The sequence below is a fragment of the Cellulomonas sp. P1_C4 genome, assembly GCF_056406355.1.
Genome location: NZ_JBFUAI010000010.1, coordinates 17,000 through 39,937, shown reverse-complemented (window position 1 = coordinate 39,937; position 22,938 = coordinate 17,000). Strand labels below are relative to the sequence as shown.

The window sequence follows — 22,938 nt, the reverse complement described above, 5'->3', positions numbered from 1 at the left end:
TCCCTGGCGTCCGGGTGACGATGTCCAGTTCGTGCTCGGAACCGTTCCTACGTGGATCACCGTGCTGCAGCTGCTCGCTGCGGGCCTGGTGGGCGGCTTCTGCGTCCTCCAGTGGGTGTGGTGGCGCGGCGAGCTGCGGCCCGCCGGCGCCGCCTGGTCGCTCGCCTGGTCGATCGACATGGCCCTGGTGCTGCTGGTCGGTGGGCTCTTCGCCCTGACCACGCCGGGCAGCGGGCGCGACGCGCTCGTGTACGTGCACGCGCAGCTCATCGCCGGCTTCCTGGTCATCGCGATCCCGGCCACCCGCGCGATCGCCGGCGGCCCCAAGGTCCGGTACTGGATGTGGGCCGCCTGCGCCCTGTTCGTGGCCCGCGCCGTGCTGTGGTGGGTGCCGCTCGACCGGCTCGTCGCCGACGCCTCCGTCGTCCAGGCCGCGCTGCTGCTCGTCCCGACCGCCGTGGTCGTGTCCTACGTCGTGGTCGCGGTCGGGCGGACCCAGCTGACCGCGTTCGGCTCGCTGCTGGTGGTCGCGGGCGCCGAGTCGCTCGCCATCTTCACCGCCGGCGTCCTCGTCATGGACAGCGCCGTGGGCGCGATGTGCGCGGCGCTCTGGGCGATCCCGCTCGCGCTCGGGATCGAGGCCCTGGCCCTCAATCGGCTCCGCGACGCGCAGGACGCCGCCACCCGACAGAACCGGATGCGCGACGCGCTCGCCCGGCTGGCCAACGCCGCGTGGTTCGTCAAGGACGCCGACGGCCTGCTGGTCACCGCCCGGGACGAGGCGCGCACGATCCTGGGTGACGCCAGCCTCGAGGGCTCGCTGCGTCCCATCGCCCGCGACCGTTTCGTCACCGAGCTCTTCTCGGCCGACAAGGTCGAGCACTCGCCCCAGGCGCGCACGTTCCTCATCGACCTCGCGCAGATCGTGTCCGCGGCCGCCGAGCGGTACCAGCTGGCCGAGCGGCTGCATACGACCGCGTTCGCGGACCCGCTGACCCGACTACCCAACCGGCGCGCCGTCGAGGAGCACCTCCTCGCGATGCTCGACCGCGCCAATGTCGAGCGCACCCGGGTCTCGCTCATCTACTGCGACCTCGACGGGTTCAAGCGCGTCAACGACTCCTACGGGCACGCGCACGGCGACGCCCTGCTCGTCCGGGTCGCCGACTACCTGCGATCCGCCCTCGTCGACCGCGAGGCGTTCGTCGGGCGAGTCGGGGGTGACGAGTTCGTTATCGTGCTCGCCCGAGCCCCCCAGGACGTCGACCTCGTGGCGATCGCCCGGGCGATGCGCGAGGGGTTCATCGACCGCACCGGCGGCAGCCGGCCGGCACGCCTCACCGTGGGCGTCGCCACCTGGGTGCCCGGAGACGTCGTCGACGCCGACGCCCTGGTTCGGCACGCCGACACGGCGATGCTCGAGGCCAAGCGCTCGCGATCAGGCTTCCGGGTCTTCGACCGTGCGCTGCGCCGACGCGTCGAGGCCGAGCGGCACCAGCGCGCCGCCCTCGAGGCCGCCGTCACCGCGGGCCACTTCACCGCGTTCTTCCAGCCCATCGTCGACGCCGAGACCCTCGAGATCGTCCAGGTCGAGGCCCTCGCGCGGTGGGACCACCACGGGCACCTCATCCTCCCCGCCGACTGGCTCGAGCTCGCCGAGGAGTCGGGGCTCATCGTGCCCATCGGGCTCGAGGTCATGCGCCAGGCCCGCCGCGCGCTCGAGCGCTTCCAGATGCCCGTGTCCGTCAACATCGCCGCCCGTCAGCTCGCCGAACCGGACGCGCTCGAGCAGATCGAGACGGCCTGGGGCGACGCGTTCTGGGAGCACCTGACCCTCGAGATCACCGAGAGCGCGCTCGTGCGAACGTCGTCGGCCGTGCCGGTGCTCTCCGAGCTGCGGGCGCGGGGTGCCCGGATCGCCGTCGACGACTTCGGCACCGGGTACAGCTCACTGGCGCGCATCGCCCGCCTGCCCGTCGACGAGCTGAAGATCGACCGGTCGTTCGTGCGCGACATGGGCACCGAGCGGGGCAGGGGCGTCGTGCGCGCGATCGTCGCGCTGGCGCACACCCACGGGCTGGCCATCGTCGCCGAGGGCGTGGAGACGCCTACCCAGCTCACCGCGCTCGCCGAGATGGGCGTGACGCGCGTGCAGGGCAACTTCCTCGGTCGGGCGGCCCCGAACCTCCCGGTGCGCGGGCCGCGACCCGCCACGGGCGCGACGGCGGTCGTCGGCCGCCCGTTGCGGTCGGTCGGTGTGCCGACGCCGGTCTCCGGCCGCGACGGCGCTCGCCTGACCTCGGTCCCCCGCCTGGTCTGACGTTCTGCTTCGGGTCAGGCGAGCAGCGTCGGCTTGAGGTCGACGATCCGGCCCAGGAGGCCGTTGACGAACTGCGGCGAGTCGTCCGTCGACAGCGACCGCGCCAGCTCGACGGCCTCGTCGACCGCGACAGCGTCCGGCACGTCGTCGTTGAAGAGGATCTCCCACGTGCCGATGCGCAGCAGCGCCCGGTCCACGGCCGGCATGCGGTCGATCGTCCACCCGTGCGCGTGCGTGGCCAGCAGCTCGTCGATGCGGTCCTGCCGCTCGATCACACCCTCGACCAGGTCCACGGAGTACTGCGGCAGCGACGACTCGGTGCCCGGGTGGGCGATGCGGTCGGCGAGGAGCGTCACCGGGTCCAGGCCGCGCTGGTCGGCCTCGAACAGGACGTCGAGGGCCCGCTTGCGGGCCTTGGTGCGAGCACCCACCTCAGTCGTTCACACGGCCCAGGTAGGAACCGTCGCGGGTGTCCACCTTGACCTTCGTGTTGGACTCGAGGAACAGCGGCACCTGGATCTCGTAGCCGGTCTCGAGGGTCGCCGGCTTGGTCCCCGCCGACGAGCGGTCGCCCTGCAGGCCCGGCTCCGTGTACGTGACCTCGAGGATCACCGACGGCGGCAGCTCGACGTACAGCGGCACGCCCTCGTTCGTCGCGACCATCGCGTTCTGGTTCTCCAGGAGGAAGTTCGCGACGTCGCCGACCGTGACCTCGGAGATGTGGATCTGGTCGTAGTTGTCCGTGTCCATGAACACGAAGTCCGTGCCGTCCTTGTACAGGTACTGCATGTCGCGCTTGTCGACGTTCGCCGTCTCGACCTTCAGGCCGGCGTTGAACGTCCGGTCGACGACCTTGCCGGACAGGACGTTCTTCAGCTTGGTGCGGACGAAGGCGCCACCCTTGCCGGGCTTGACGTGCTGGAACTCGATGACGGTCCACAGCTGGCCGTCGATCTTGAGCACGGTGCCGTTCTTGAGGTCGTTGGTGGTCGCCACGATCGTCGCTTCCTGTCGAGTGAGAGTTCTGTGCGGTCCGCCGGAGGCGCTCCTGAGGGTGTGCGCGGCTGTCGACGGCCGCAGACCGCCGACCATCGTACCGTGCGGGCAACGTGACGCCTCACAGGCGTGAGGCGATCGCCTCCAGCGCGAACCGGTAGCCCTCGACGCCGAAGCCCGCGATGGTGCCGGTGGCGATCGGGCCGATGACCGAGACGTGCCGGAACGTCTCACGCGCGTAGGGGTTGGACAGGTGCACCTCGACCAGCACGAGCCCCGCGTGCGTGACCTGCGCGGCCGCGTCGCGCAGCGCGTAGGAGTAGTGCGTGAACGCCGCCGGGTTGAGGGCGACGTGCGCGCGCGCGTCGACAGCCTCGTGCAGCGAGCCGACCAGCACCGACTCGTCGTCGGTCTGCCGCACCTCGGCGTCGAGCCCCAGGTCAGCCGCCCACTTCTCGACCGCCGTCGAGAGCTCCTCGTGGGTGGTCGAGCCGTAGACCTCAGGCTCACGGACTCCCAGGCGCCCGAGGTTCGGACCGTTGAGCACCAGCACTCGCGTCATGACTGTGAGCCTAGGACTACCCGTCTCCCCGCCGAGCGAGCCGCGCGGGTCACAGCGAGATCACCCGCGACGGCGCGGGAGCGCCCTCGCTCAGCTCGGCGTAGGCGGCGGCCAGGAGCGTCGGGTCCGGGCCCTCCAGCCGCACGGGCTTGCCGATGTCCTCGAGGACGACGAACCGCAGGAGGTCGCCGCGGGTCTTCTTGTCCCGTCGCATCGCGGCGAGGAGCCGGTCCCAGCGGTCGCCGCGGTACGTCACGGGCAGGCCCAGCGACGTGAGGATCGAGCGGTGCCGGTCGACGACCTCGTCGGACAGCCGCCCGGCGAGGCGCGCCAACTCCGCGACATAGACCATGCCCACCGAGACGGCAGCGCCGTGCCGCCACTGGAACCGCTCGACGTGCTCGATGGCGTGCGCGAACGTGTGGCCGTAGTTGAGGATCTCCCGCAGCCCACCCTCGCGCAGGTCCTCCGCGACGACCCGGGCCTTCACCGCCACGGCGCGCTCGATGAGCTCGAGCAGGACGGGCGACGACGCCGCCGCGACGGGATCGGTGAGCACCGCGGTGTTGGCCTCGACCAGCTCGAGGATGCGCGGGTCGGCGATGAACCCGCACTTCACCACCTCGGCGAGGCCCGCGACGAAGTCGTGCTTCGACATCGACTCCAGCGCCGCGAGGTCGCACAGCACCCCCGCCGGTGGGTGGAACGCGCCGACGAGGTTCTTTCCCTCGGCGGTGTTGATGCCGGTCTTCCCGCCGACCGCGGCGTCGACCATGGCGAGCAACGTCGTCGGGACCTGGACCACGCGGATGCCGCGGAGCCAGGTGGCGGCGACGAACCCGCCGAGGTCCGTCGTCGCGCCTCCCCCGACCGCGACGACCGCGTCGGAGCGCGTAAAGTCCGCCTGGCCCAGCACCTGCCAGAGGAACGCGGCGACCTGGGCGGTCTTGGCCTCCTCGGCGTCGGGCACCTCGGCGATGAACGCCTCGTAGCCGTGGGCGCGCAGGTCCTCACGGACCGCGTCCGCCGTCGTCGCCAGCGCGGCCGGGTGCACGACCAGGACCCGGCGGACGCTGTCACCCAGGAGGCCGGGCAGCGCGCCGAGCAGGTGGCGCCCGATGACGACGTCGTAGGGCCGCTCGCCCTCGACCCGGACGGTCCGTGCGTCGGTCATGACCCGCTCCCCTCGCCGCGGCGCAGGACCGCGAGCTCCTGTTCGATCAGCTCGGCGACATCGGCCGGTCGATGTCCGTCCGTCAGCACCCGGACCGTCGCCAGCGCCTCGTACACCGGTCGGCGGGCCTCCATCAGCGCCTGCCACTGCGCCCGCGGGTTGCCCAGCAGCAGCGGGCGCGACTGGTTGAAGCCGACCCGCGGCGCGGCGTGGGCGAGCGTGACGTCGAGGAACACGATGACTCCGCCGGCCGCCGCGTAGGCCACCAGGGCCTCCTGCGACGACGGGTCGAGCACCGCTCCCCCGCCGAGCGCGAGGACGCCGTCGTGCTCGGCGAGCGCCACGCGCACGGCATCGCGCTCGAGCGCACGGAAGATCGGTTCCCCGTCCTCGACGAAGATCTCTGCGATGGCCTTGCCGGCCGTGCCCTCGACGTCCTGGTCGGTGTCGCGGACCGCGAGCTGCCAGCGCTCCCCGAGCGCGACGGCGACGGTCGACTTGCCCGAGCCGGGCGGCCCCACGAGCACGATCGCCGGGCCGCCGGAGGGGAACTCGGGGGTCACGCGAGCAGGTCCGGGATCGACGCGACGTACGCCTCGAGGTTGCGACGGACCTCGGCCACCGAGTCGCCGCCGGTCTTCGCGAGCAGCGCGTCGGCGAGCACCAGGGCGACCATGGCCTCAGCGACGACCGCGGCAGGCGGCACCGCGCAGACGTCCGACCGCTGGTGCTGCGCCTTCGCAGCCTCCCCGGTCGCGGTGTCCACCGTGTCGAGCGCGCGCGGCACGGTCGAGATCGGCTTCATCGCCGCGCGCACGCGCAGGATCTCGCCGTTCGTCATCCCGCCCTCGAGCCCGCCAGCGCGGTTGGTGCGCCGCACGATCCGGCCCGACGCGTCGCGCTCGATCTCGTCGTGCGCCTGCGAGCCCCGGCGGGCGGCGGTGCGGAACCCGTCGCCCACCTCGACGCCCTTGATCGCCTGGATGCCCATGAGCGCGGCGGCCAGCAGGCCGTCGAGCCGGCGGTCGGAGTGCACGTACGAACCCAGCCCGGACGGCAGGCCGTAGGCGAGGACCTCCACGACGCCGCCGAGCGTGTCGCCATCCTTGTGGCACTCGTCGATCTCGGCGACCATCGCCGCGGACGTCGCCGCGTCGAAGCAGCGCACCGGGTCGGCGTCGAGGGCGGCGGTGTCGTCGGGAGTCGGCACGGCCGCGTCCTCGGGAGCTGCCACGGGCCCGATGCTGACGACGTGCGACACCAGCCGCACCCCGGCGGCCTGCTCGAGGAACCGTGCCGCGACCGTGCCCAGCGCGACGCGCGTGGCGGTCTCGCGGGCGCTCGCGCGCTCGAGGACCGGCCGGGCGTCGTCGAAGCCGTACTTGCGCATGCCGACGAGGTCGGCGTGGCCGGGGCGCGGCCGCGTGAGCGGGGCGTTGCGGGCGCGCAGCAGCACGTCTGGGTCTTCGACCGGGTCGGACGACATCACGTCGACCCACTTGGGCCACTCGGTGTTGCCGATCTCGATGGCGATCGGCCCGCCCTGCGTGCGCCCGTGCCGCACGCCGCCGAGGAGCCGGACCTCGTCCTGCTCGAACTTCATGCGGGCGCCGCGGCCGTACCCGAGCCGGCGACGCGCGAGCGCCGCCTGGATGTCCTCGGAACGGACCTCGACGTCCGCCGGGAGCCCCTCGAGGATGCCGACGAGCGCCGGGCCGTGGGACTCACCGGAGGTCAACCAACGCAGCATGTGCCGCATCCTTCCACGCTCGCCGGAGTCCACCGGCTGGCGTCCKGCGGACGGACGCGACCACGGGACGACGAAGCCCGCCCGTTGCCCCGAGAGCGGAGAACGAGCGGGCGTCCGTCGATGTCGCGCCTGTCAGTGGAGCGGCAGCAGTGGGTTGCGTCCATTCGGTGCGGGCAGGGCCGGCGGCGCGGGAGCCGCCGCACCGTCCGCGACGGGCACCTCGGTCGGCGGCGCCGCAAGGACGTACACCGAGCCGTTGATGGCGACGTGCAGGTCACCCTCGACGACGGCAGGCCGTCCGCCGCTCGCCTCGCTCGGCGCCGGCGCGTCCGCATTGATCTGCTCGACGAGGAACAACCGCTGCGTGCCGACCTGCAGGTCCTGCAGGAAGGCCAGCACATTGTCGTAGGAACCCATCGCCTCCAGGGAGAGCGGGATCGCGTACACCGGGTCGGACTTGACGGCCGGGACGGGGTCGGCTTCGCTGCTGGACTCGGCATTGGTTGCGGCGGCCGGGTCCTCGGGAACAACCGGTGCTGCCACCGGCGCCTCGATCACTGCGGGCGTCGCTGACTGCACCGAGACGATGGTGACGCTGTGGGACTTCGCCACCGCGTCAAGCTGTCGCCGATAGTTGGCCATGTCGGCCCCTGTGGGGATCTGCAGCCGGAGACCGTCCAGCTCGGCCTGCAGCGCATCGATGTTCTCGAACTGCGCCTTGAGCTGGGCGTTCTTCCGCTTCGTGAGCAGGTTCTGCTCCACCTGCGACTGCGCCTGGGCCTCCGTGTCGGCCGCCGTCGCGAGCGTGGGAGATATGGCCAGGAACCACGCCGCCAGCGCCAGCATGATGCCGATCACGACGGTGGCGGCGATCCAGCCGCCCGCCTTGGTCTGCGTCATGTCAGTTCCCCTCCGTCGCTGCGTCTGCGGGCTCCGCGAAGCGGTTGGCCAGAGCCGAGGCATTCACCTGGACCATCGACGTCACGGTGTAGGCGACGACGTCCTCGGACTCCTCGAGGGAGTCCGAGCTCGACGTGGCGCCGTACATCCCCGGGATGGAGTTGAGGGCGTCGGTCCATGCCGCGTCGTCGGGCAACGTGCGCGCCTTGGTGGTGAACATGATCGTGGCGACGCCCTGCTCCGTCAGCCCGTCGGGTGACGCGGGCGCTGGTTGCGTCGCGCTCCCCTGGATGACCGAGAACGTCGTGATCGCCACGTCCGCGGGAAGCACGGCCGCGATGGCGTCGAGGTAGGGCTTCCAGAGCACCTCGGTCCCCATCGCCAGCAGGCGGGAGTCCTTGGTCGTCTTCAGCCCCTTGAGCACGGGCTGGACCTTCGCGTACTTGCGCGCCTCGTTCTGGAGCTGAGTGCTGTCCTGCTGCGCGTCGGCGAGCTGGTCGTCCGCGCTGCTGCGCTGCATGACGGCGAACGCGTAGCCCACGGCGAGCACGGCGACCACGACCACGAGGGCAATCGCAAGCCACTGCTTGACGTGCCGCAACGCGCGCGCCGCGCGCACCTCGGGCGGCAGCAGGTTGACCTGGGGCAGTCCCACGCTCACGTTCGTGGACGGGCGAACTTCTGTTGCGGTGCTCATGCTGCCACCCCGTAGGCCAGGCCCACCGGCAGAGCGGCAAGGGCTTCGAACCCGGGCACATTGTCGCGGCGGGCGAGCTTCCCGGTCTTGAGGCCTGCGAGCGGGTCACCAAGTGTGACGGGGAGCCTGCTCGCACTCGACAGATACTGACCAAAACCGGGCAGGTGTGCACCGCCGCCCGAGAGCACGACGACGTCCACGGCACCTCCGCTCGTGCTGCTGAAGTAGACCAACGTGTTCCGGATCGACTCGACGAGAGGGCGCACCACAGAGGCGACCGCCTCGACGGCGTCCGCGGCCTCGGCGCCGTGCGCGAAGCCGATTCCGACCTCACGCTTGACCTGCTCGGCGTCCGTGGCAGCGATCTTCAGGACACTGGCGACGGAGCTGGTGATGTTGTGCCCTCCCGAGGGGAGGGAACGCACGAGCCGCGGTGAGCCGTCGACCGCGACGACGACAGTCGTGATGCTCGCGCCGATGTCGACGAGGGCGACCGTCCGACGCGCGAGATCGCCACGCGCCAACGAGCGCAGCAGGGCGAAGGCGTTCAGATCGACCATCCGAGGGCGAAGGCCGGCGCTCTCGACGGCGACGACGTTGGCGGACACGGTTGCGCGCTGGGCAGCGACGAGCATGCCGCGGAGCATCCGGCCCTGAGGCCCCTGGACCTCCTCAGTCGGGTAGAAGTCGAGCAACGCCTCGTCCAGCGCCATCGGCAGGGCCTCGGCCACCTGGAAGGGAAGCGTGTCCTTGATCTGCGCGCGCGGGACCCACGGCAAGTCGAAGTCGCGCACGATGACGCGCTGGTTGCCGACGCCAATGATGACGTCCTTCGACTCGAACTTCGTGCGTGACCAGAGGTCCCGCAGGGCCGCGGCGACGATGGGAGCCTGCGTGACCTCGCCGTCCCGCACGGCTCCGACCGGGAGCGGGGCGTGACCGAAGCGTACGAGGGTGGGCGGGTTCTTCCCGGTCGGTCCCCCGCTCCCGAACTCCAGCTCTGCGGCGCGCACGCCCGATGAGCCGATGTCCAGGCCGATGACACGTGACGTGGCCACGAGTGTCCTTCCGACGGTCGATGTGTTCGTAGGTCCTATCGGGTGCGAGACGCGCCGACTTGAGTAATTTCGGATCCGTCCGCAATTCGTCAGAGGTAGGCCAGGTACCAGTCCATGACGGGGGCCCCAGCGACGATTCCGACGAAGGCCCCGGCAAGCATCCACGGTCCGAATGGAATACCCGATCGACGGCCTGCCCGGCGCACGGCCAACAAGGCGACGGCAAAGACGCCACCGAGCAGGAATGCCGCGAACCAGCCGGTCACCAGGGGCGCCCAGCCGAACCACGCGAGATACATGCCGAGGACCCCCGCGAGCTTGACATCGCCAAATCCCATGCCGGCTGGATAGACGAGCACGAGCAAAAAGTAGATCGCGAACATCGCCGCGCCGCCGATCACTGCCCGCAGCAACGAGCCCCAGTCCGGCTCACCGCCCGGGTTCCAGCTGGCGAGCGCGAGTAGCAGGACCCCGACGACGTACGACGGCAGGACGATCGCGTCCGGAAGGCGGTGCACGTCGAGATCGATGAGCGCGAGCGCGACGGCGACAGCCACCAGGTAGAGCATCGCGGGGAGCACCCACGCGGGGCCGATCCACCAGGCCGTGAGCGCGAACAGAACGCCCGTCAGCAGCTCGACGGTGGGGTACCGCCGAGAGATCGGGTTGCCACAGTCCCGGCACCGTCCCCGCAGCAGGAGCCACGAGACCACGGGAACGTTGTCGCGGGGCCGAACCGCGTGCCCGCATCCCGGGCACGCGCTGGGGGGCCGCACGATCGACTGGCCGCGCGGCACGCGCCAGACGACGACGTTGAGGAACGACCCGATCAGCAGACCGAGGACCCCGCAGAACACGACGAGTGCTAGCTCCATGTCAGCCGCCGGCCGCCTCGGTGTAGTCGCCCACCTCGGCCTCGACCTGGATCGCCGGGGCGTTCCATTTCTGGGCCGTCGAGCCGTCGCACGCGGCGACCACGAGCGAGGTCCACTTGGCCTTGTACTTCTCCCCCGAAGCGCTGATGCAGCGACCGGTGTAGTCACGGAACGTCCAGCTGGTGGTCTTGTCGCCCGTCGCCTTCGACCGGATCCACTGCTGGGTCTGGTCAGCGAGGTTGCACGACGAGGTCAGGATCGGGTACCAGCCAGCGTGGACGCCCTGGAGGTTGGGGTTGGTCTCCGCCGCGGGGGTCTTGAGGCAGTACTTCGTCGAGTTGTTCTGCAGCACGTAGATGAGCTGCGGCGCGCCGACCACGCCCGCCTCGGGTTCGTCGTAGAACCACTTGTGGTTCCACGCCAGGGCTGCACCTGCGGGCGGGTCCTGCTTGCAGGGGTACGAGATCATGAAGGTCGAGGTCACCTGGGTGTCCGTCACGTCGAAGCACCGGCCGAACTCGAGGTAGTTCACGATCTGGTGGGTGTAGACGCTCGCGGCGCCCGGGCCCACGGCGGCGTCCGGGTTGAACGAGCCGCGAGGCTCCTGGTTGGCGCAGGTCATCAGCTTGAGCCGGCCACCGTCGCTCGGGCTCGCACCGCTCCCGAGGTTCGTCCCCAGGCACAGCTTGGGGTTCGTGTCGACGCTGCCCGGGTCCTGCGCCACCCAGGACGCGTTCCCGTCGGGGTGCCAGGCCCACTGCTGCGTGCTGTCGCCGGTGCACGTCTCGAGCTTCACGTCGTTCCCCGAGCCGGTCTGCGTGAGGCACAGCCTGGTCGCGTCCACTGAGCTCGCCAGCGCGATCGTGTAGTCGCGGTCGTACACCCAGAGCTCGGTGTTCTCCGAGCCGGCACCACCGCACGACGCGGCGGTGCGGTAGGTGACCGCACTGCCTGCAGTCGTGCCCTCGGCACGCAGGCACCAGGTCGCGTCCGCGCTGTTGGCCCAGGAGAAGATGCGCCCACCGAGGATGTTCGTGGTGGTGGTCTCGAACTGGTAGCTCATCGACATCGTGCGGTCGCCCTGGTCCGACGCCACCAGCGCCGAGGAGCCGGCCTGCCCGTGCGCTGTGATGTAGGCGTACTGGGGCATCGTCGTCCCCGTGCCGTTGCCCTCGACGCACGCCATCGCGTGCCCCGCGCGCCAGGCGTCGTCGTGCGGGACGGGATCCTCGGAGAAGTACTGGACGAGCACGGTGTAGGCACCGTCATCGTTGTCGTCGTTCACCGCTCCGGTGAGACTGCACGGCAGATTCTTGGGATTGCCGAATACCTTCCCGCGGAAGTCCGGTGAGCCGGCCGCCGTCCGGATGGCGCCAAGCGTCGCCTCGACTCCCGCCTCGGCGGCATAGACGGTGCGCGTGTTCTTCTCGGCGAAGTGCGTGGGACCCATCTGCCCGACGACGACCGCCAGCACCACGACGCTCAGCGCGCTGAGCAGCATGATCATCATGAGGGCGACGAGCATGGCCACGCCGTCCTCGCCACTGGCCCGGGCCGCGTCGCTGCGCCGGCGCACGGCGTGCACGCCCCGGGTCACGGCCGGATCCCCGCTCGCCAGCAGGTCGGCGCGTCCGACAGTCCGTCGTGGTTGTTGTCGAGGTTGCCGGGTGCGGACGCGTCGCTGTTGCGGGCGACGAACGTCGACTGTGACGACACCTCCCGCTCGAGAGAAGGCCTCTGCACGGTCAGGTTCACGATGAGCTCCTGATGGGGTCGCTGTGGCGATGCTTGGACCATCGTGAAGATGGGGGTCGCCCCGACGATGTTCGTCGCGACGGTGCGGAACGCCGGCAGCGTGGCGGCGCTGGCGGCCCAGCTGCGCGTCTCGAGCAGCTCTTCGGTCGGGTTCCAGCGCCACTGGATGCACGTCGTCACGCCCGACGGCGAGACGTTCTCGTCCTGGCGGAACTCGATGTACGTGCGCCCGGCGCCTCCGGCGCCCGGCAGGTTCATCGAGTCCGCGTAACGGACCTCGCGGTCGAGCTGCTGGAACGCGCGTCGCAGCCCGTCGCTGGCATCGGCCGTCGCCTGGTTGCGCGCGGTGCTCTTGGTCATGACGACCAGGCCGCTCATGAACACGGTGATCACGACGAGGAACATCCCCATCGCGACGAGGAGCTCGATCGTGGTGTATCCCCAGTCGGATGCCACGCCCGGCTGGTCCTGGCCGCGCATCAGTTGGTCACCGTCACGTTCACGCGGATCGTGGTCGTCGTGGTGAGTCCCAGGTTGTTGTCGACGGGCTCCAGCTGGTACTCGAAGTAGCAGCTCGACGTCGTAGTCGTCCCCGCCTTGAACGTCAAGGTGCCCGTCGAGGACCAGGTCGACGAGTCGGTCACCGAACCGCACGAGCTGACAGGGTTGGTGATCAGCTTGAACTTCGTGTTCTTGTATGCGGCGTCGTTGGCCCCGAGGTTGAGCAGCTGCGTGGTGTTGCTGCTGCTGCTCGAGCGCTTCGGAACCGAGACCGAGTCCGGCGACGCTGCCGGATGCACCTTGATGGTCGCCGTACTGGCGGCACCGGGCGACAGACCGCCCAGCGGGTCCATGATCTTGAACGGGAACTTCCACACCCCCGAGGTCTTCGTCGGCGGAGTGAACTTCGCATCGAACCCAGTCAGCGGCGTGTTTGCCGGAGCCAAGGTGGTGCCATCGACCTTGAGAGTGGCTCCCGACGGGGTCGAGCCCGCTTGCGAGATGGCACCCGTGACCTGGACCCGGTAGGAGGACGAGTTGCTCGTGAGCGTCTGCATGTTCAGGTAGTAGTCGACCGACGAACCCGGTACGTCGGCCGTGACGTTGCTCGCCTGAGCGGCAGGGATGACGGTCATCTTGACCTTCCCCTCCAGGCTATTCATGCCCTCCGTGTCGGCGTACGTGTAGCGCAGCTCCGAGACGGTACCGACGCCCGCAGTCGGCGTGTACTTGACGGAGGTCCCCGTGATGCTCCATCCGGTGGGCAACGCACCCACCGGTGCGATGGAGACGGGGCTGGCGCCGTAGCGGGTCTTGATCGCGACGGTGCGCGCGGCCCCGACCACGGCACTCTCGTCGTAGTCGACCGCGAGCGGGTTGACGTTCACATGCACCATGGCTTGAGCGGTGCGCGCGCCGGTGGTCACGGAGTACTTGAAGATGACCTGGCCGTGTGAGTCGGGGCCAGGGGTGTACTTGATGGTGCGGTCGGCGTTGACGGTCGCGGTTCCCATCGCTGCGGCAGAGATGGAGTGCACGGGCCCGGGAGCGACTACGCCAACCGTGGGCGCTCCTGCGCCGGCGAGGAGCGTGTCATTGTCCAGGACGTCGATCACGACGCTGGTCGTATCGCCGGCGTTGACGATCTTGGCGTCGTCCGCGGCCACGAGGCGCGACGTGTTGTTCCACTCGAGGTCCGTGTTCGGGTCAGTGAGAGACGCGATGCTGTACTGGCAGCTGCCGCCGCACGTGCCCGTGATGTCCGGCCACGTGACCACGACGATCGTCCGCATGATGCGCAGGTGGGATCCGTCCGCCACCCCGGTCGCGCTGCCGCCGGCCTTGGTGCACTCGCCGTCCGCGGTGTTCTTCGCCCGGTAGCAGGTGCCGATGAGCGTCGTCACGGCGTAGTCGATGCTCGATTTCCTCACCGCGTCGGTCAGGGGCACCGCGTCGTCGTCGGTCCCGAGCAACGGGGCCGGCAGGGTGGCCTGGTCCCAGTCGGAGTAGGTATCGGCCACGCCGACCGCGCCGGCGGAAGCTGCCCACGCGGCGTCGACCTCGGCCTTCGTCCGCCCGGTCACGAGGCCAGACGTGCCGGACGCCGACGCCGTCGGGATGCGCGCGAACGCCAGCTCCATCGACTCGTTGGCGACCGTGACGGCGTTCTGCTGACGCTGCTGCGTGGTGACCGTCCGGGTGCCCTTCACGAAGAACGTGAGGGAGGCCGCCGCGACGATGGCCAGGAGCGCGAGCGAGACGGTCACCTCCATGAGCGTGAAGCCCGCGTCAGACGCGGCAGCGCGGCGCAAGCGGTGCACCTTGGCGTTCATCCGTGTCTCCTCGTCGATCTTCTGCTCAGCAGGGGGTCTCGCTGGGGCCACCCTGGACACTGCTGATGTAGTAGTCGCGCGACGCCTTCTCGTTGTGCCCGACGATGCAGTACCCGAGGCCGTCGTCCGTCAGGGCGCCGTCGATGTCGTTGCCCTTGCTGACCCGCACTGAACGCGGCGTCGGGGTGTCGATCGACACGGAGCCGGGCGTGCCCGTCACGGTGTAGTAGTCGTGGAGCTCGGCCTGGACGCTCTCGAGCTCCACAGCCACCGTGTGCAGGTCCGACTGGATCGAGGCGTCGTACGCCTTCTTGCGCTGGTTGAGGAAGGACGGGATCGCGATCGCGGACAAGAGCCCGATGATGGCGATCACGACGAGAAGTTCCACGAGTGTGAAGCCGCGCTGTCGGCGGTCGTGCGCGCTGTGATACATGGCTGCCGTCCGTTCGCTCGCCGAGACCCCTCTAGTGCGCCGATCGGGCCGGCGACTTGCAGAAGGCGTGGTCCGTGAACCGAGACCGGCTCACGGACCACGCCTTCGTGTGCGCTACGAGATCACGGCGCCGGGGTCGTGGTCTTCACCATCTCCGGGTTCAGGCCGCCCTCGGCGCTGTTGTACTCGAAGTGGCCGTCAGTCCCGTTGGCGGTCGCCTTCTCGTTCGTGCCGGTGAGGACGTACGACTCGCCGGTGCCGTCCAGCTTGTACGTGACGACGTTCCCCTTGCTCAGGGTGATGTCGCCGTCCTCCGTCGCCCCGTTCACGTCGATCTTGTTCGGGCCGGTGGTCGGGTTGGTCGAGTCAGCGACCGTGGCCGGGTACTCCTGGTGGTCGGTGTAGTACGTCTCGACCTCCTCGGCGACCGTGCGCAGGTCGGACTTGATCGACGCGTCGACCGCCTTCTTGCGCTGGTTGAGGAACACCGGGATGGCGATGGCCGAGAGAATGCCGATGATGATGATGACGACGAGGAGCTCGATAAGGGTGAAACCCTTGTCCTTCTCGTTCATCGACTTCTGCACACGAGCGATCATTGTCTGCTCCCTGAGTCTGGGTGGATGTTCGTTGTCAAATCCAGTCCGGTTAAAACCGGTTCGGTGCTACTCCCGGTCTATCGGCGCCTGACCTGCAACGCTTGAGCCGCTCGCGAACTTTCCGTGGCAATCACCCGTGCGGAGCAATGCGCGGGGCGCGCTGCGGGGAAATTGCCTACTGAATGAGGTTGAAGATGCCGAAGATCGGCATGTACATCGCAATGACCATCGCACCGATGATCGCGCCGATGACCACGATCATGAGGGGCTCGATGAGGCTCGTGAGCTGCTCCGTGGTCGCTTCAACCTCGTCGTCGTAGAAGTCCGCGATCTTGCCCAGCATCGTGTCCAGGGCACCGGTGTCCTCACCGACGGCCATCATCTGCACCACCATCGGCGGGAAGACGCTGTGATGCGCCAGCGGCCCGGATAGCGACTCGCCGCGCCGCACGGACTCCTGGACGGCCTTGGCGGCCTTCTCGATCACGAGGTTCCCGCTGGTCTCCCCGACGATATCGAGGGCCTGCAGGATCGGGACGCCGGCGTGGATCATGGTGCCGAAGTTGCGGGTGAACCGGGACACCGCGATCTTGCGGAACAGGTTGCCGAAGACCGGGACCTTCAGCTTCCACGGGTCGACGGCCTGGCGGACGGCCTTGTCGTTCTTGTGCCGGCCCCACCACACCGCGAACGCGATGAGCACGACGACCGTCGGGATGATCGTCACCTTGAGGATGCTCGACGCCGTCATGAGGATCCGGGTGGGCAGCGGGAGGGTCCCGCCCAAGCTCGAGAACATGCCGGCGAACACGGGCACGATGAACAGCAACATGCCCGTGACGGCGAGAATCGCCACGACGAAGACCACGACCGGGTAGGTCATCGCCGACTTCACCTTGCCGCGGAGCTTGACCTCCGCCTCGAAGTTCTCGGCCACCGACACCAGGACCTGGTCCAGGAACCCGCCCACCTCGCCGGCCTTGACCATGTTGATCATCAGGGGCGGGAAGACATCGGCGTGCTTCGCCAGCGCGACCGAGAACGCCGAGCCGACCTCGACGTCGGAGCGGACCTGACCGACGACCTTGGCGAGCGGCTTCGACTCGGTCTGTTCCGCGAGGATGCTGAGGGCGCGGATGAGCGACAGGCCCGAGTCGATCATGGTCGCAAGCTGGCGCGCCATGATGGCCAGGTCCTTCAGCGAGATCCGGTTGCTGAAGCCGGGGATGTTGATCTCCGAGTTGAGGCCACCGGTGTTGACCTCGGAGATCGACACCGCGGCGAGGCCCATCTCGCGCAGCCGGTTGGCCACGGCCACCTGGTTCGGCGCCTCGACCCGCCCCTTGACCAACTTGCCGGCCTTGTCCCGGACCGCGTACTCGAACGTCCTGGCCTCAGCGGCCATCAGAGCACCCCGCCGATGCCGGCGCCGTTGCCCATGGTCATCGCGTCTCCCATCCCGGTGCTGCCCTGCGCCTGCCCCGAGAACCTGCCCGTCAGCCGGTTGAAGTCCTCGAGGTGGTGGCACTTCTCCAGGCCGACCTCGTAGGTGATCTTGCCCGTCTTGACCAGCTCGGCGAGGTGCTGGTCGAGCGTGTGCATCCCCTGCTTCGCGCCGGCCTGCATGGCCGAGTAGATCTGGTGCGTCTTGCCCTCGCGGATGAGGTTTCGGATGGCCGGCGTGGCGACCATGACCTCGGTCGCCACGGCACGGCCGGGTGCGTCGGAGCGCTTGCACAGCGTCTGGCAGACGACACCCTGGATCGCGCCCGCCAGCTGGGTGCGGACCTGTGCCTGCTGGTGCGACGGGAAGACATCGATGATGCGGTCGATGGTCTGCGCGGCGTCCTGGGTGTGCAGCGTGGCGAAGACCAGGTGACCGGTCTCGGCGGCCGTCAGAGCGACGGAGATCGTCTCGAGGTCGCGCATCTCGCCGACCAGGATGATGTCGGGGTCCTGCCGCAGCACGTGCTTGAGCGCATTCGCGAAGGAGTGCGTGTCCTGGCCGACCTCGCGCTGGTTGACCACGCACTTCTTGTGCCGGTGGAGGAACTCGATCGGGTCCTCGACGGTCATGATGTGGTCCTCGCGCGTGCGGTTCGCGAGGTCGACGATCGAGGCCAGTGTCGTGGACTTGCCCGAACCGGTGGGGCCCGTGACGAGCACCAGACCGCGGGGCAGGCCAGCGAACGTGCCCACCACTGCCGGGACCCCGAGCGCCTCGAGCGGCTTGATCTCGTAGGGGATCACGCGGAACGCCGCGCCGATGGACTCCCGCTGCTGGTAGATGTTCACGCGGAAGCGCGCAAGGCCGCGGACGGAGTACGACAGGTCGAGCTCGAGGTTCGTCTCGAACTTCTCGCGCTGCTTCTGCGTGAGGAACGCGTAGAGCGTCCGGCGCAGACCTTCGGGCTGGACCTGTCCGAAGCCTTCGAGCGCCCGCAGCGAGCCGTTCACCCGGACCATGGGCGTCGTGCCGGTGGTGAGGTGCACGTCCGACGCGCCGGCGCGCACCATCTCCGTCAGGATCTCGTCGATCGGGAGGTCACCCTCCTGCTTCTCCTCACCCATCCCGCGGCGTGGACCACGGTCCCGTGTCGTCGCGGCCGGCGCAGACGGGCGCCCCGCGGGTGGCTGCGGTGCCTGCACGGGCTCTGGCGCTACGACGGCCGGGGCCGGCATGAACACCTGGGTCGCGCCCATCGGCGCCACACCCCCGCCCTGCGGCACGAACGTCGTCTGCGACGGCGCGGCCATGTAGGCCGGCGGCACCGTCGGTCCCTGGTACGCCGCGGCAGGAGCCGTCGGGACCGTCGGCGCGATCGGCTGGCGCGGCGCCGGCGCTGCGGTGCTCTGCGACGGGATCGGGGAGAACATGGCAGCGGCGCCGGGATGCGTCGGCTGCCCGGGCGACATCGGCGACGCACTCGCCTGAGGGCCGACCGGACGGTACGGCGGCAGCGGCCGCTGTGGCTCCCCCGCAGGGAGCTGGTAGGACTCGCTCACGTCATTCCCTCCACGTGGTCACCCGGATGCGACCGGCACGGACGTGCCGGAACCGGCAGTTCGCTCTGACGTTCATCGGCCGCGCCGATGCCCGACTTGAGGCGGCGATGCAGGTCAGTCCACCTACACGACGACGCGCAGGATCTCCTCGATCGAGGTCTGACCGAGCGCTACCTTCTGCCAGCCGTCGTCGCGCAGCGGGATCATGCCCTGCTTGATGGCGGTAGCAGAGATGTCCGCACTCGAGGAGTGCGCGACGGCGTGGCGCTCGATGTCCTCGGTCACGCTCATCACCTCGTGCAGCGCGAGGCGGCCGCGGTACCCGGTCTTCGAGCACGTCACGCAGCCGCCGGGGCGGAACAGCTCGGGGATCGGCTCGCCCGGCATCCACGGGAACCGTGCGCTGGCCATCTCCTCGGGCGATGGCTGATAGGCGACCTTGCACTTGCCGCACAGCCGCCGCGCCAGGCGCTGGGCCACCACGCAGTCGAGCGCGGAGCCGACGAGGAAGGGTTCGATCCCCATCTCGGTCAGGCGCGTGACCGCCGAAGGCGCGTCGTTGGTGTGCAGCGTCGACAGAACCAGGTGACCGGTGAGTGCCGCCTCGATTGCGATCTGCGCGGTCTCGTGGTCGCGGATCTCACCGAGCAGCACCACGTCKGGGTCGGACCGCAGGATCGAGCGCAGAGCACCCGCGAACGTGAGTCCTGCCTTGACGTTGACCTGCACCTGGTTGATCCCCGCCAGCCGGTACTCGACGGGATCCTCGACCGTGATCACGTTGATCTCCGGCTTGGACACCGCGTTCAGCGTGGCGTACAGCGTGGTCGACTTGCCCGAACCGGTCGGCCCGGTGACCAGGATCATCCCGTACGGCTTGGAGTAGGCCTCCCGGTAAACCTCGTAGTTCGAGTCCAGAAAGGACAGGTCCCGAAGGTCGAGGCTGGCCGTGGAGTTGTCCAGGATTCGCATGACGATCTTCTCGCCCCACACCGTGGGTAGCGTGGCCACGCGCAGGTCGATCTTGCGTCCGTTGTGCACCACGGACATGCGGCCGTCCTGCGGCTTGCGGCGCTCGGCGATGTCGATGTCACTCATGATCTTCACCCGGCTGATCACGCCGCCGGTGATCTGCTTCGGCGCCCGCTGCGTCTCGTGCAGCACGCCGTCGATCCGGTACCGCACGCGCAGGTCGTGCTCCGACGGCTCGATGTGGATGTCGGACGCGCGGTCGGTGATCGCCTGGGTGACCAGGAGGTTGACGAACCGCACGATCGGCGCGTCGTCGTTGCCGATCTCCGCCATCTTGGACAGGTCGGTGTCGGTCTCCTCTTCGGCGTCCTCGAACGCCTGCGAGAGGTCTTCCATCTCGTCGTCGGCGCGACAGAACCTGTCGATGGCACGCAGCAGGTTGTCGTGGGTGGCGATCACCGGGATGACCGTCATTCCGGACATGGACCGGACGTCGTCGACGGCCATGACGTTGCCGGGATCGGAAGTTGCGAGGACGATCGACCCACCCTCGAGACCGACGGGAAGGACCGAGTGCCGCCGGCACAGGGCGCTGGGCACGAGACTCACCGCAGCGCGGTCCACCGGGTAGTCGTCGAGGTCGACGAAAGCCATGCCGACCTGGTTGGCGAGTGCCTTGACCAGCTGCCCCTCGGTGAGCACACCGAGCTCCACCAGGGTACGGCCCAGCGACGAACCGCGGGCCATGGTCTCGTCCAGGGCAGCGAGCAGCTGCGCCTCCGTGACGAGGCCGTCGTCGAGCAGGATCTCCCCGAGCTGCTTCACGCGCGTCCCTCCGTCGAGCCGGCGGCCGGTCATGGCCGCACGGGTGTCTCCAGAGGTCAATCGGCAGGTACAGCGACGTGCGTGAGCGACTCAGGCGGTGAGTTTGCGGTCGAGCGCGTCGGCCATGGCGGCGAGCGGTGCGGGGTGGCCCGTCATCAACCGGACCTGCTCCGCGGCCTGGTGCAGCAGCATCTGCTCGCCGCCGACCACCGCTCCGCCGAGCGCCGCCCAGGCGACGGACAACGCGGTGGGGCGTGGGTCGTACGCGACGTCCAGCAGCACGCCGTCAGCGGAAGACAACAGGGCGGCGAGGGAGTCCGCCGCGAAAGGCGGCAGCGTCGAGACGACGACGTCGACCCGACCGATCTCGGCGGGCGCCAAATCCAACGTGCGGTACACCGGCGTCACGCCCATCCGGTGCGCCGCGCGCATGAGCCCACCGGCTCGCGCGACCGAGCGCACGTAGACCACGGGCGACGTGCAGCCCAACTGGGCGAGCGCTGCGAGCGTGGACGAAGCCGTCGCGCCGGCGCCGAGCACCGCAGCAGAACCAACCGACGCCAGACCCAGCGCCGCGACGATTCCGTGGACGTCGGTGTTCGCCCCGATCAGGGACCACCCCTGCACCAGCACGGTGTTGACGGCCCCGACCACCTCGGCCAGCGGCTCGACATGGTCGAGCAGCGGGATGACGGTCTGCTTGAGGGGCATGGTGAGGCTGAGCCCAGCCCACGTGGAATCGAGAGAACCGACGAAAGAGGCGAGGTCGTCCGACGTCACGTCGACCGCGTCGTAGCTCCAGCCGGTCAGCCCGAGGGCCTCGTAGGCGGCGCGGTGCAGCGTCGGTGACAGCGAGTGCGCCACCGGGTGCCCCAGCACCGCCGCCCGTCGGGCGGCGGGGTGCGTCACTTCCCGTTCGCCGCCTGCCACTCGCGGAGCTTCTGCACGTTGGCCTGGTGGTCCGCCAGGTTGTTCGCGAAGAGCGTCTCGCCCGTGTCGAGGTTGACGGTGACCCAGAAGAGCCAGTCACCCTCGGCCGGCGACAGGACCGCCTCGATCGACGCGAGCCCGGGCGACGCGATCGGCGTGGGCGGCAGACCCAGGTTCTTGTACGTGTTGTACGCGTTGCTCGCGTCCTGCGTGTCCGCGGTGGTCACGCCGGTACCCGGCTTGTTGAGGCCGTACGCCACCGACGAGTCGATGTCGAGCGGCATCTCCTTCTCGAGCCGGTTCTCGATCGCGCGCGCGACCTTCGGCCGGTCCTCGGGCAGGCGCGCCTCGCGCTCGACCAGCGACGCCTTGTTGAGCACCGTCTCCCACTGGTCCTGCGGGATGCCCTTCTGCGTCAGGACGGCCACGGTCTGTGCGGTCATCTGCGTGAGGACGCTCGCGGCGGTCGCGCCGGGCTCGACGTCGTAGGTCGCCGGGAAGAGCCAGCCCTCGGTGTTGCCGTTCGCCTCGGCCGGCAGGCCGATGGCTGCCGGGTCCGCCAGCGCGGCGTTGAGGTCGTCGACCGGGATCAGGGTCTTCTCGTTGATCTTGGCGACGATCTGGTCGCGCGTCAGGCCCTCGGGGACGGTGACCTTGAAGGAGACGCGGCTCGACGGGTTGAGCAGCGCGGTGACGGCGTCCGAGGCCTTCATCTCGAGGAGCATCCGGTAGGTCCCGGGCTGGATCGAGCTCGCCTGGGGGTTGGCGGCGAAGGCCGTGTTGAACGCCTTGGTGCTGGCGACGACGCCCGCGTCGACCATCGCGGTCGCCATCTGGGCGCCGGTGTCCCCGGGCTTGATGACGACGTCGACGCTGCCGTGCCCTACGCCGGAGTAGTCCTCGACATTGCCGCCAGCGCTCGTGCCGCCGCCGAACATGCCGCCCATGAGCTCGACCACGACATATCCCGCGCCGACGACCATGAGGACGGCGACGACGAGGACCCAGATCGAGCGTCGACGACGACGCTTGCGCTCGCGCTGYTCCTTGGCACGGCCACGGGCGCGCGAGGACTTGTGCTCGACAGGGGCGACGCGAGTGTCGCCACCGAACAGGTCGCTCACCTCGTCACTCCGTTCTGCAGGGGCCCAGCGGTCAGTCTGGCTGTTGGTCACGTGCGCGTCACTCCACCGTCGTCCGTGCGTCGCCCGCAGCCCCCCCGCGCGCCACCGGACCGTGCTTCGCTGGGTCCGCCACGACCCGCTCTCCGGGACGTCGCCCCGACGCACGCTCCGCGTCCAGCGCGGACTGCAAGATCACCACCGCGGCCGCCTGGTCGACAACCTGACGGTGGCTGCGTCCGGATCGGCCGGACGCATGCAGCGCGTGATGGGCGGACACCGTGCTCATCCGCTCGTCGACCAACCGCACCTCGGCCGGTGCGATGGCCTGCGCCAGTTGGACAGCGTACGCGCGCGCGGCCTCCGATGCTGAGCCTTCGGTCCCCGACAGGTGTACGGGAAGCCCGACGTACACAACACCCACACCTCGCTCGTGCGCCTCGCGCACCACCTCCGCGAGGTCGGCGGGGAGCCGGCCCTTCTTGCTCGCGGCGCGCGCCAGGGTGGCCACCGGGGTGGCGATCAGCCCGTCCGGGTCGCTCGTCGCGAGCCCGACGCGTACCGAGCCGACGTCGATCCCGAGGCGCCGGCCGCGGACGACCTCGCCGTCGGACGCAGTCCCGCCGGTCACG

The 22,938-nt window shown here is 69.7% G+C and carries 22 protein-coding genes; 1 reads left to right on the top strand and 21 read right to left on the bottom strand.

All coding sequences use genetic code 11. The annotated features are described in order from the left end of the window. The first annotated feature begins 31 nt into the window (after nt 1-31). Nucleotides 32-2,320 (top strand): putative bifunctional diguanylate cyclase/phosphodiesterase, encoded by a 2,289-nt coding sequence (locus tag AC1DYZ_RS09455; protein WP_477064952.1) that lies wholly within the window; start codon nt 32-34, stop codon nt 2,318-2,320. A gap of 14 nt (nt 2,321-2,334) precedes the next feature. Here AC1DYZ_RS09455 and nusB read toward each other — a convergent pair whose 3' ends face one another. The 21 genes from nusB to ruvX all read right to left on the bottom strand — a co-directional run bounded on the left by nusB (nt 2,335) and on the right by ruvX (nt 22,937). Then, entirely contained in the window at nt 2,335-2,751 is a 417-nt protein-coding gene (nusB, locus tag AC1DYZ_RS09450) for a transcription antitermination factor NusB (protein ID WP_456824660.1), read from the bottom strand. A 1-nt stretch (nt 2,752) separates the two neighbouring features. Beyond that, nucleotides 2,753-3,316, bottom strand: coding sequence for an elongation factor P (gene efp, locus AC1DYZ_RS09445; RefSeq protein ID WP_456824659.1), 564 nt, complete (start codon nt 3,314-3,316; stop codon nt 2,753-2,755). A 121-nt stretch (nt 3,317-3,437) separates the two neighbouring features. Continuing rightward, nucleotides 3,438-3,878 (bottom strand): type II 3-dehydroquinate dehydratase, encoded by a 441-nt coding sequence (locus tag AC1DYZ_RS09440; protein ID WP_477064951.1) that lies wholly within the window; start codon nt 3,876-3,878, stop codon nt 3,438-3,440. A gap of 49 nt (nt 3,879-3,927) precedes the next feature. Next, entirely contained in the window at nt 3,928-5,052 is a 1,125-nt protein-coding gene (aroB, locus tag AC1DYZ_RS09435) for a 3-dehydroquinate synthase (protein ID WP_477064950.1), read from the bottom strand. After that, the gene (locus AC1DYZ_RS09430) at nt 5,049-5,615 is read right to left on the bottom strand and encodes a shikimate kinase (protein ID WP_477064949.1); all 567 of its coding nucleotides are present in this window, start codon (nt 5,613-5,615) and stop codon (nt 5,049-5,051) included. Before AC1DYZ_RS09430 ends, aroB begins: the two co-directional genes overlap by 4 nt. Continuing rightward, a complete protein-coding gene (aroC, locus tag AC1DYZ_RS09425) occupies nt 5,612-6,802 on the bottom strand; it encodes a chorismate synthase (protein WP_477064948.1) in 1,191 nt (396 codons plus the stop codon). The genes AC1DYZ_RS09430 and aroC overlap by 4 nt, the downstream gene beginning before the upstream one ends. Before the next feature lie 132 nt (nt 6,803-6,934). Then, a complete protein-coding gene (locus tag AC1DYZ_RS09420; protein ID WP_477064947.1) occupies nt 6,935-7,702 on the bottom strand; it encodes a hypothetical protein in 768 nt (255 codons plus the stop codon). Nucleotide 7,703: 1 nt separating this feature from the next. Beyond that, nucleotides 7,704-8,399 (bottom strand): PilN domain-containing protein, encoded by a 696-nt coding sequence (locus AC1DYZ_RS09415; RefSeq protein ID WP_477064946.1) that lies wholly within the window; start codon nt 8,397-8,399, stop codon nt 7,704-7,706. Beyond that, the gene (gene pilM / locus AC1DYZ_RS09410) at nt 8,396-9,457 is read right to left on the bottom strand and encodes a type IV pilus assembly protein PilM (RefSeq protein ID WP_477064945.1); all 1,062 of its coding nucleotides are present in this window, start codon (nt 9,455-9,457) and stop codon (nt 8,396-8,398) included. The genes AC1DYZ_RS09415 and pilM overlap by 4 nt, the downstream gene beginning before the upstream one ends. Nucleotides 9,458-9,546: 89 nt before the next feature. Beyond that, the gene (locus AC1DYZ_RS09405) at nt 9,547-10,332 is read right to left on the bottom strand and encodes a prepilin peptidase (protein ID WP_477064944.1); all 786 of its coding nucleotides are present in this window, start codon (nt 10,330-10,332) and stop codon (nt 9,547-9,549) included. 1 nt (nt 10,333) lies between these two features. Beyond that, a complete protein-coding gene (locus AC1DYZ_RS09400; protein WP_477064943.1) occupies nt 10,334-11,929 on the bottom strand; it encodes a ricin-type beta-trefoil lectin domain protein in 1,596 nt (531 codons plus the stop codon). Further along, the gene (locus tag AC1DYZ_RS09395; protein ID WP_477064942.1) at nt 11,926-12,567 is read right to left on the bottom strand and encodes a PulJ/GspJ family protein; all 642 of its coding nucleotides are present in this window, start codon (nt 12,565-12,567) and stop codon (nt 11,926-11,928) included. The genes AC1DYZ_RS09400 and AC1DYZ_RS09395 overlap by 4 nt, the downstream gene beginning before the upstream one ends. Beyond that, the gene (locus AC1DYZ_RS09390; protein ID WP_477064941.1) at nt 12,567-14,420 is read right to left on the bottom strand and encodes an Ig-like domain-containing protein; all 1,854 of its coding nucleotides are present in this window, start codon (nt 14,418-14,420) and stop codon (nt 12,567-12,569) included. Before AC1DYZ_RS09390 ends, AC1DYZ_RS09395 begins: the two co-directional genes overlap by 1 nt. Nucleotides 14,421-14,445: 25 nt before the next feature. After that, nucleotides 14,446-14,853 carry a type IV pilin protein gene (locus AC1DYZ_RS09385; RefSeq protein ID WP_477064940.1) on the bottom strand — a complete coding sequence of 136 codons (408 nt, stop codon included), beginning with the start codon at nt 14,851-14,853 and terminating at the stop codon, nt 14,446-14,448. Between the two features lie 122 nt (nt 14,854-14,975). Beyond that, nucleotides 14,976-15,452: a prepilin-type N-terminal cleavage/methylation domain-containing protein gene (locus AC1DYZ_RS09380; protein WP_477064939.1), complete on the bottom strand. Its 477-nt coding sequence runs from the start codon at nt 15,450-15,452 to the stop codon at nt 14,976-14,978. Nucleotides 15,453-15,627: 175 nt separating this feature from the next. Further along, complete coding sequence (locus AC1DYZ_RS09375; RefSeq protein WP_477064938.1) at nt 15,628-16,857, bottom strand: type II secretion system F family protein; 1,230 nt, start codon at nt 16,855-16,857, stop codon at nt 15,628-15,630. After that, entirely contained in the window at nt 16,857-18,458 is a 1,602-nt protein-coding gene (locus AC1DYZ_RS09370; RefSeq protein WP_477064937.1) for a type IV pilus twitching motility protein PilT, read from the bottom strand. Before AC1DYZ_RS09370 ends, AC1DYZ_RS09375 begins: the two co-directional genes overlap by 1 nt. Nucleotides 18,459-18,581: 123 nt before the next feature. Next, entirely contained in the window at nt 18,582-20,255 is a 1,674-nt protein-coding gene (locus tag AC1DYZ_RS09365; protein WP_477064936.1) for a GspE/PulE family protein, read from the bottom strand. A gap of 90 nt (nt 20,256-20,345) precedes the next feature. After that, nucleotides 20,346-21,164 carry a shikimate dehydrogenase gene (locus AC1DYZ_RS09360; protein ID WP_477064935.1) on the bottom strand — a complete coding sequence of 273 codons (819 nt, stop codon included), beginning with the start codon at nt 21,162-21,164 and terminating at the stop codon, nt 20,346-20,348. Continuing rightward, the gene (mltG, locus tag AC1DYZ_RS09355; protein WP_477064934.1) at nt 21,161-22,309 is read right to left on the bottom strand and encodes an endolytic transglycosylase MltG; all 1,149 of its coding nucleotides are present in this window, start codon (nt 22,307-22,309) and stop codon (nt 21,161-21,163) included. The genes AC1DYZ_RS09360 and mltG overlap by 4 nt, the downstream gene beginning before the upstream one ends. A 58-nt stretch (nt 22,310-22,367) precedes the next feature. After that, the gene (gene ruvX, locus AC1DYZ_RS09350; protein ID WP_477064933.1) at nt 22,368-22,937 is read right to left on the bottom strand and encodes a Holliday junction resolvase RuvX; all 570 of its coding nucleotides are present in this window, start codon (nt 22,935-22,937) and stop codon (nt 22,368-22,370) included. Nucleotide 22,938 lies beyond the last annotated feature (1 nt).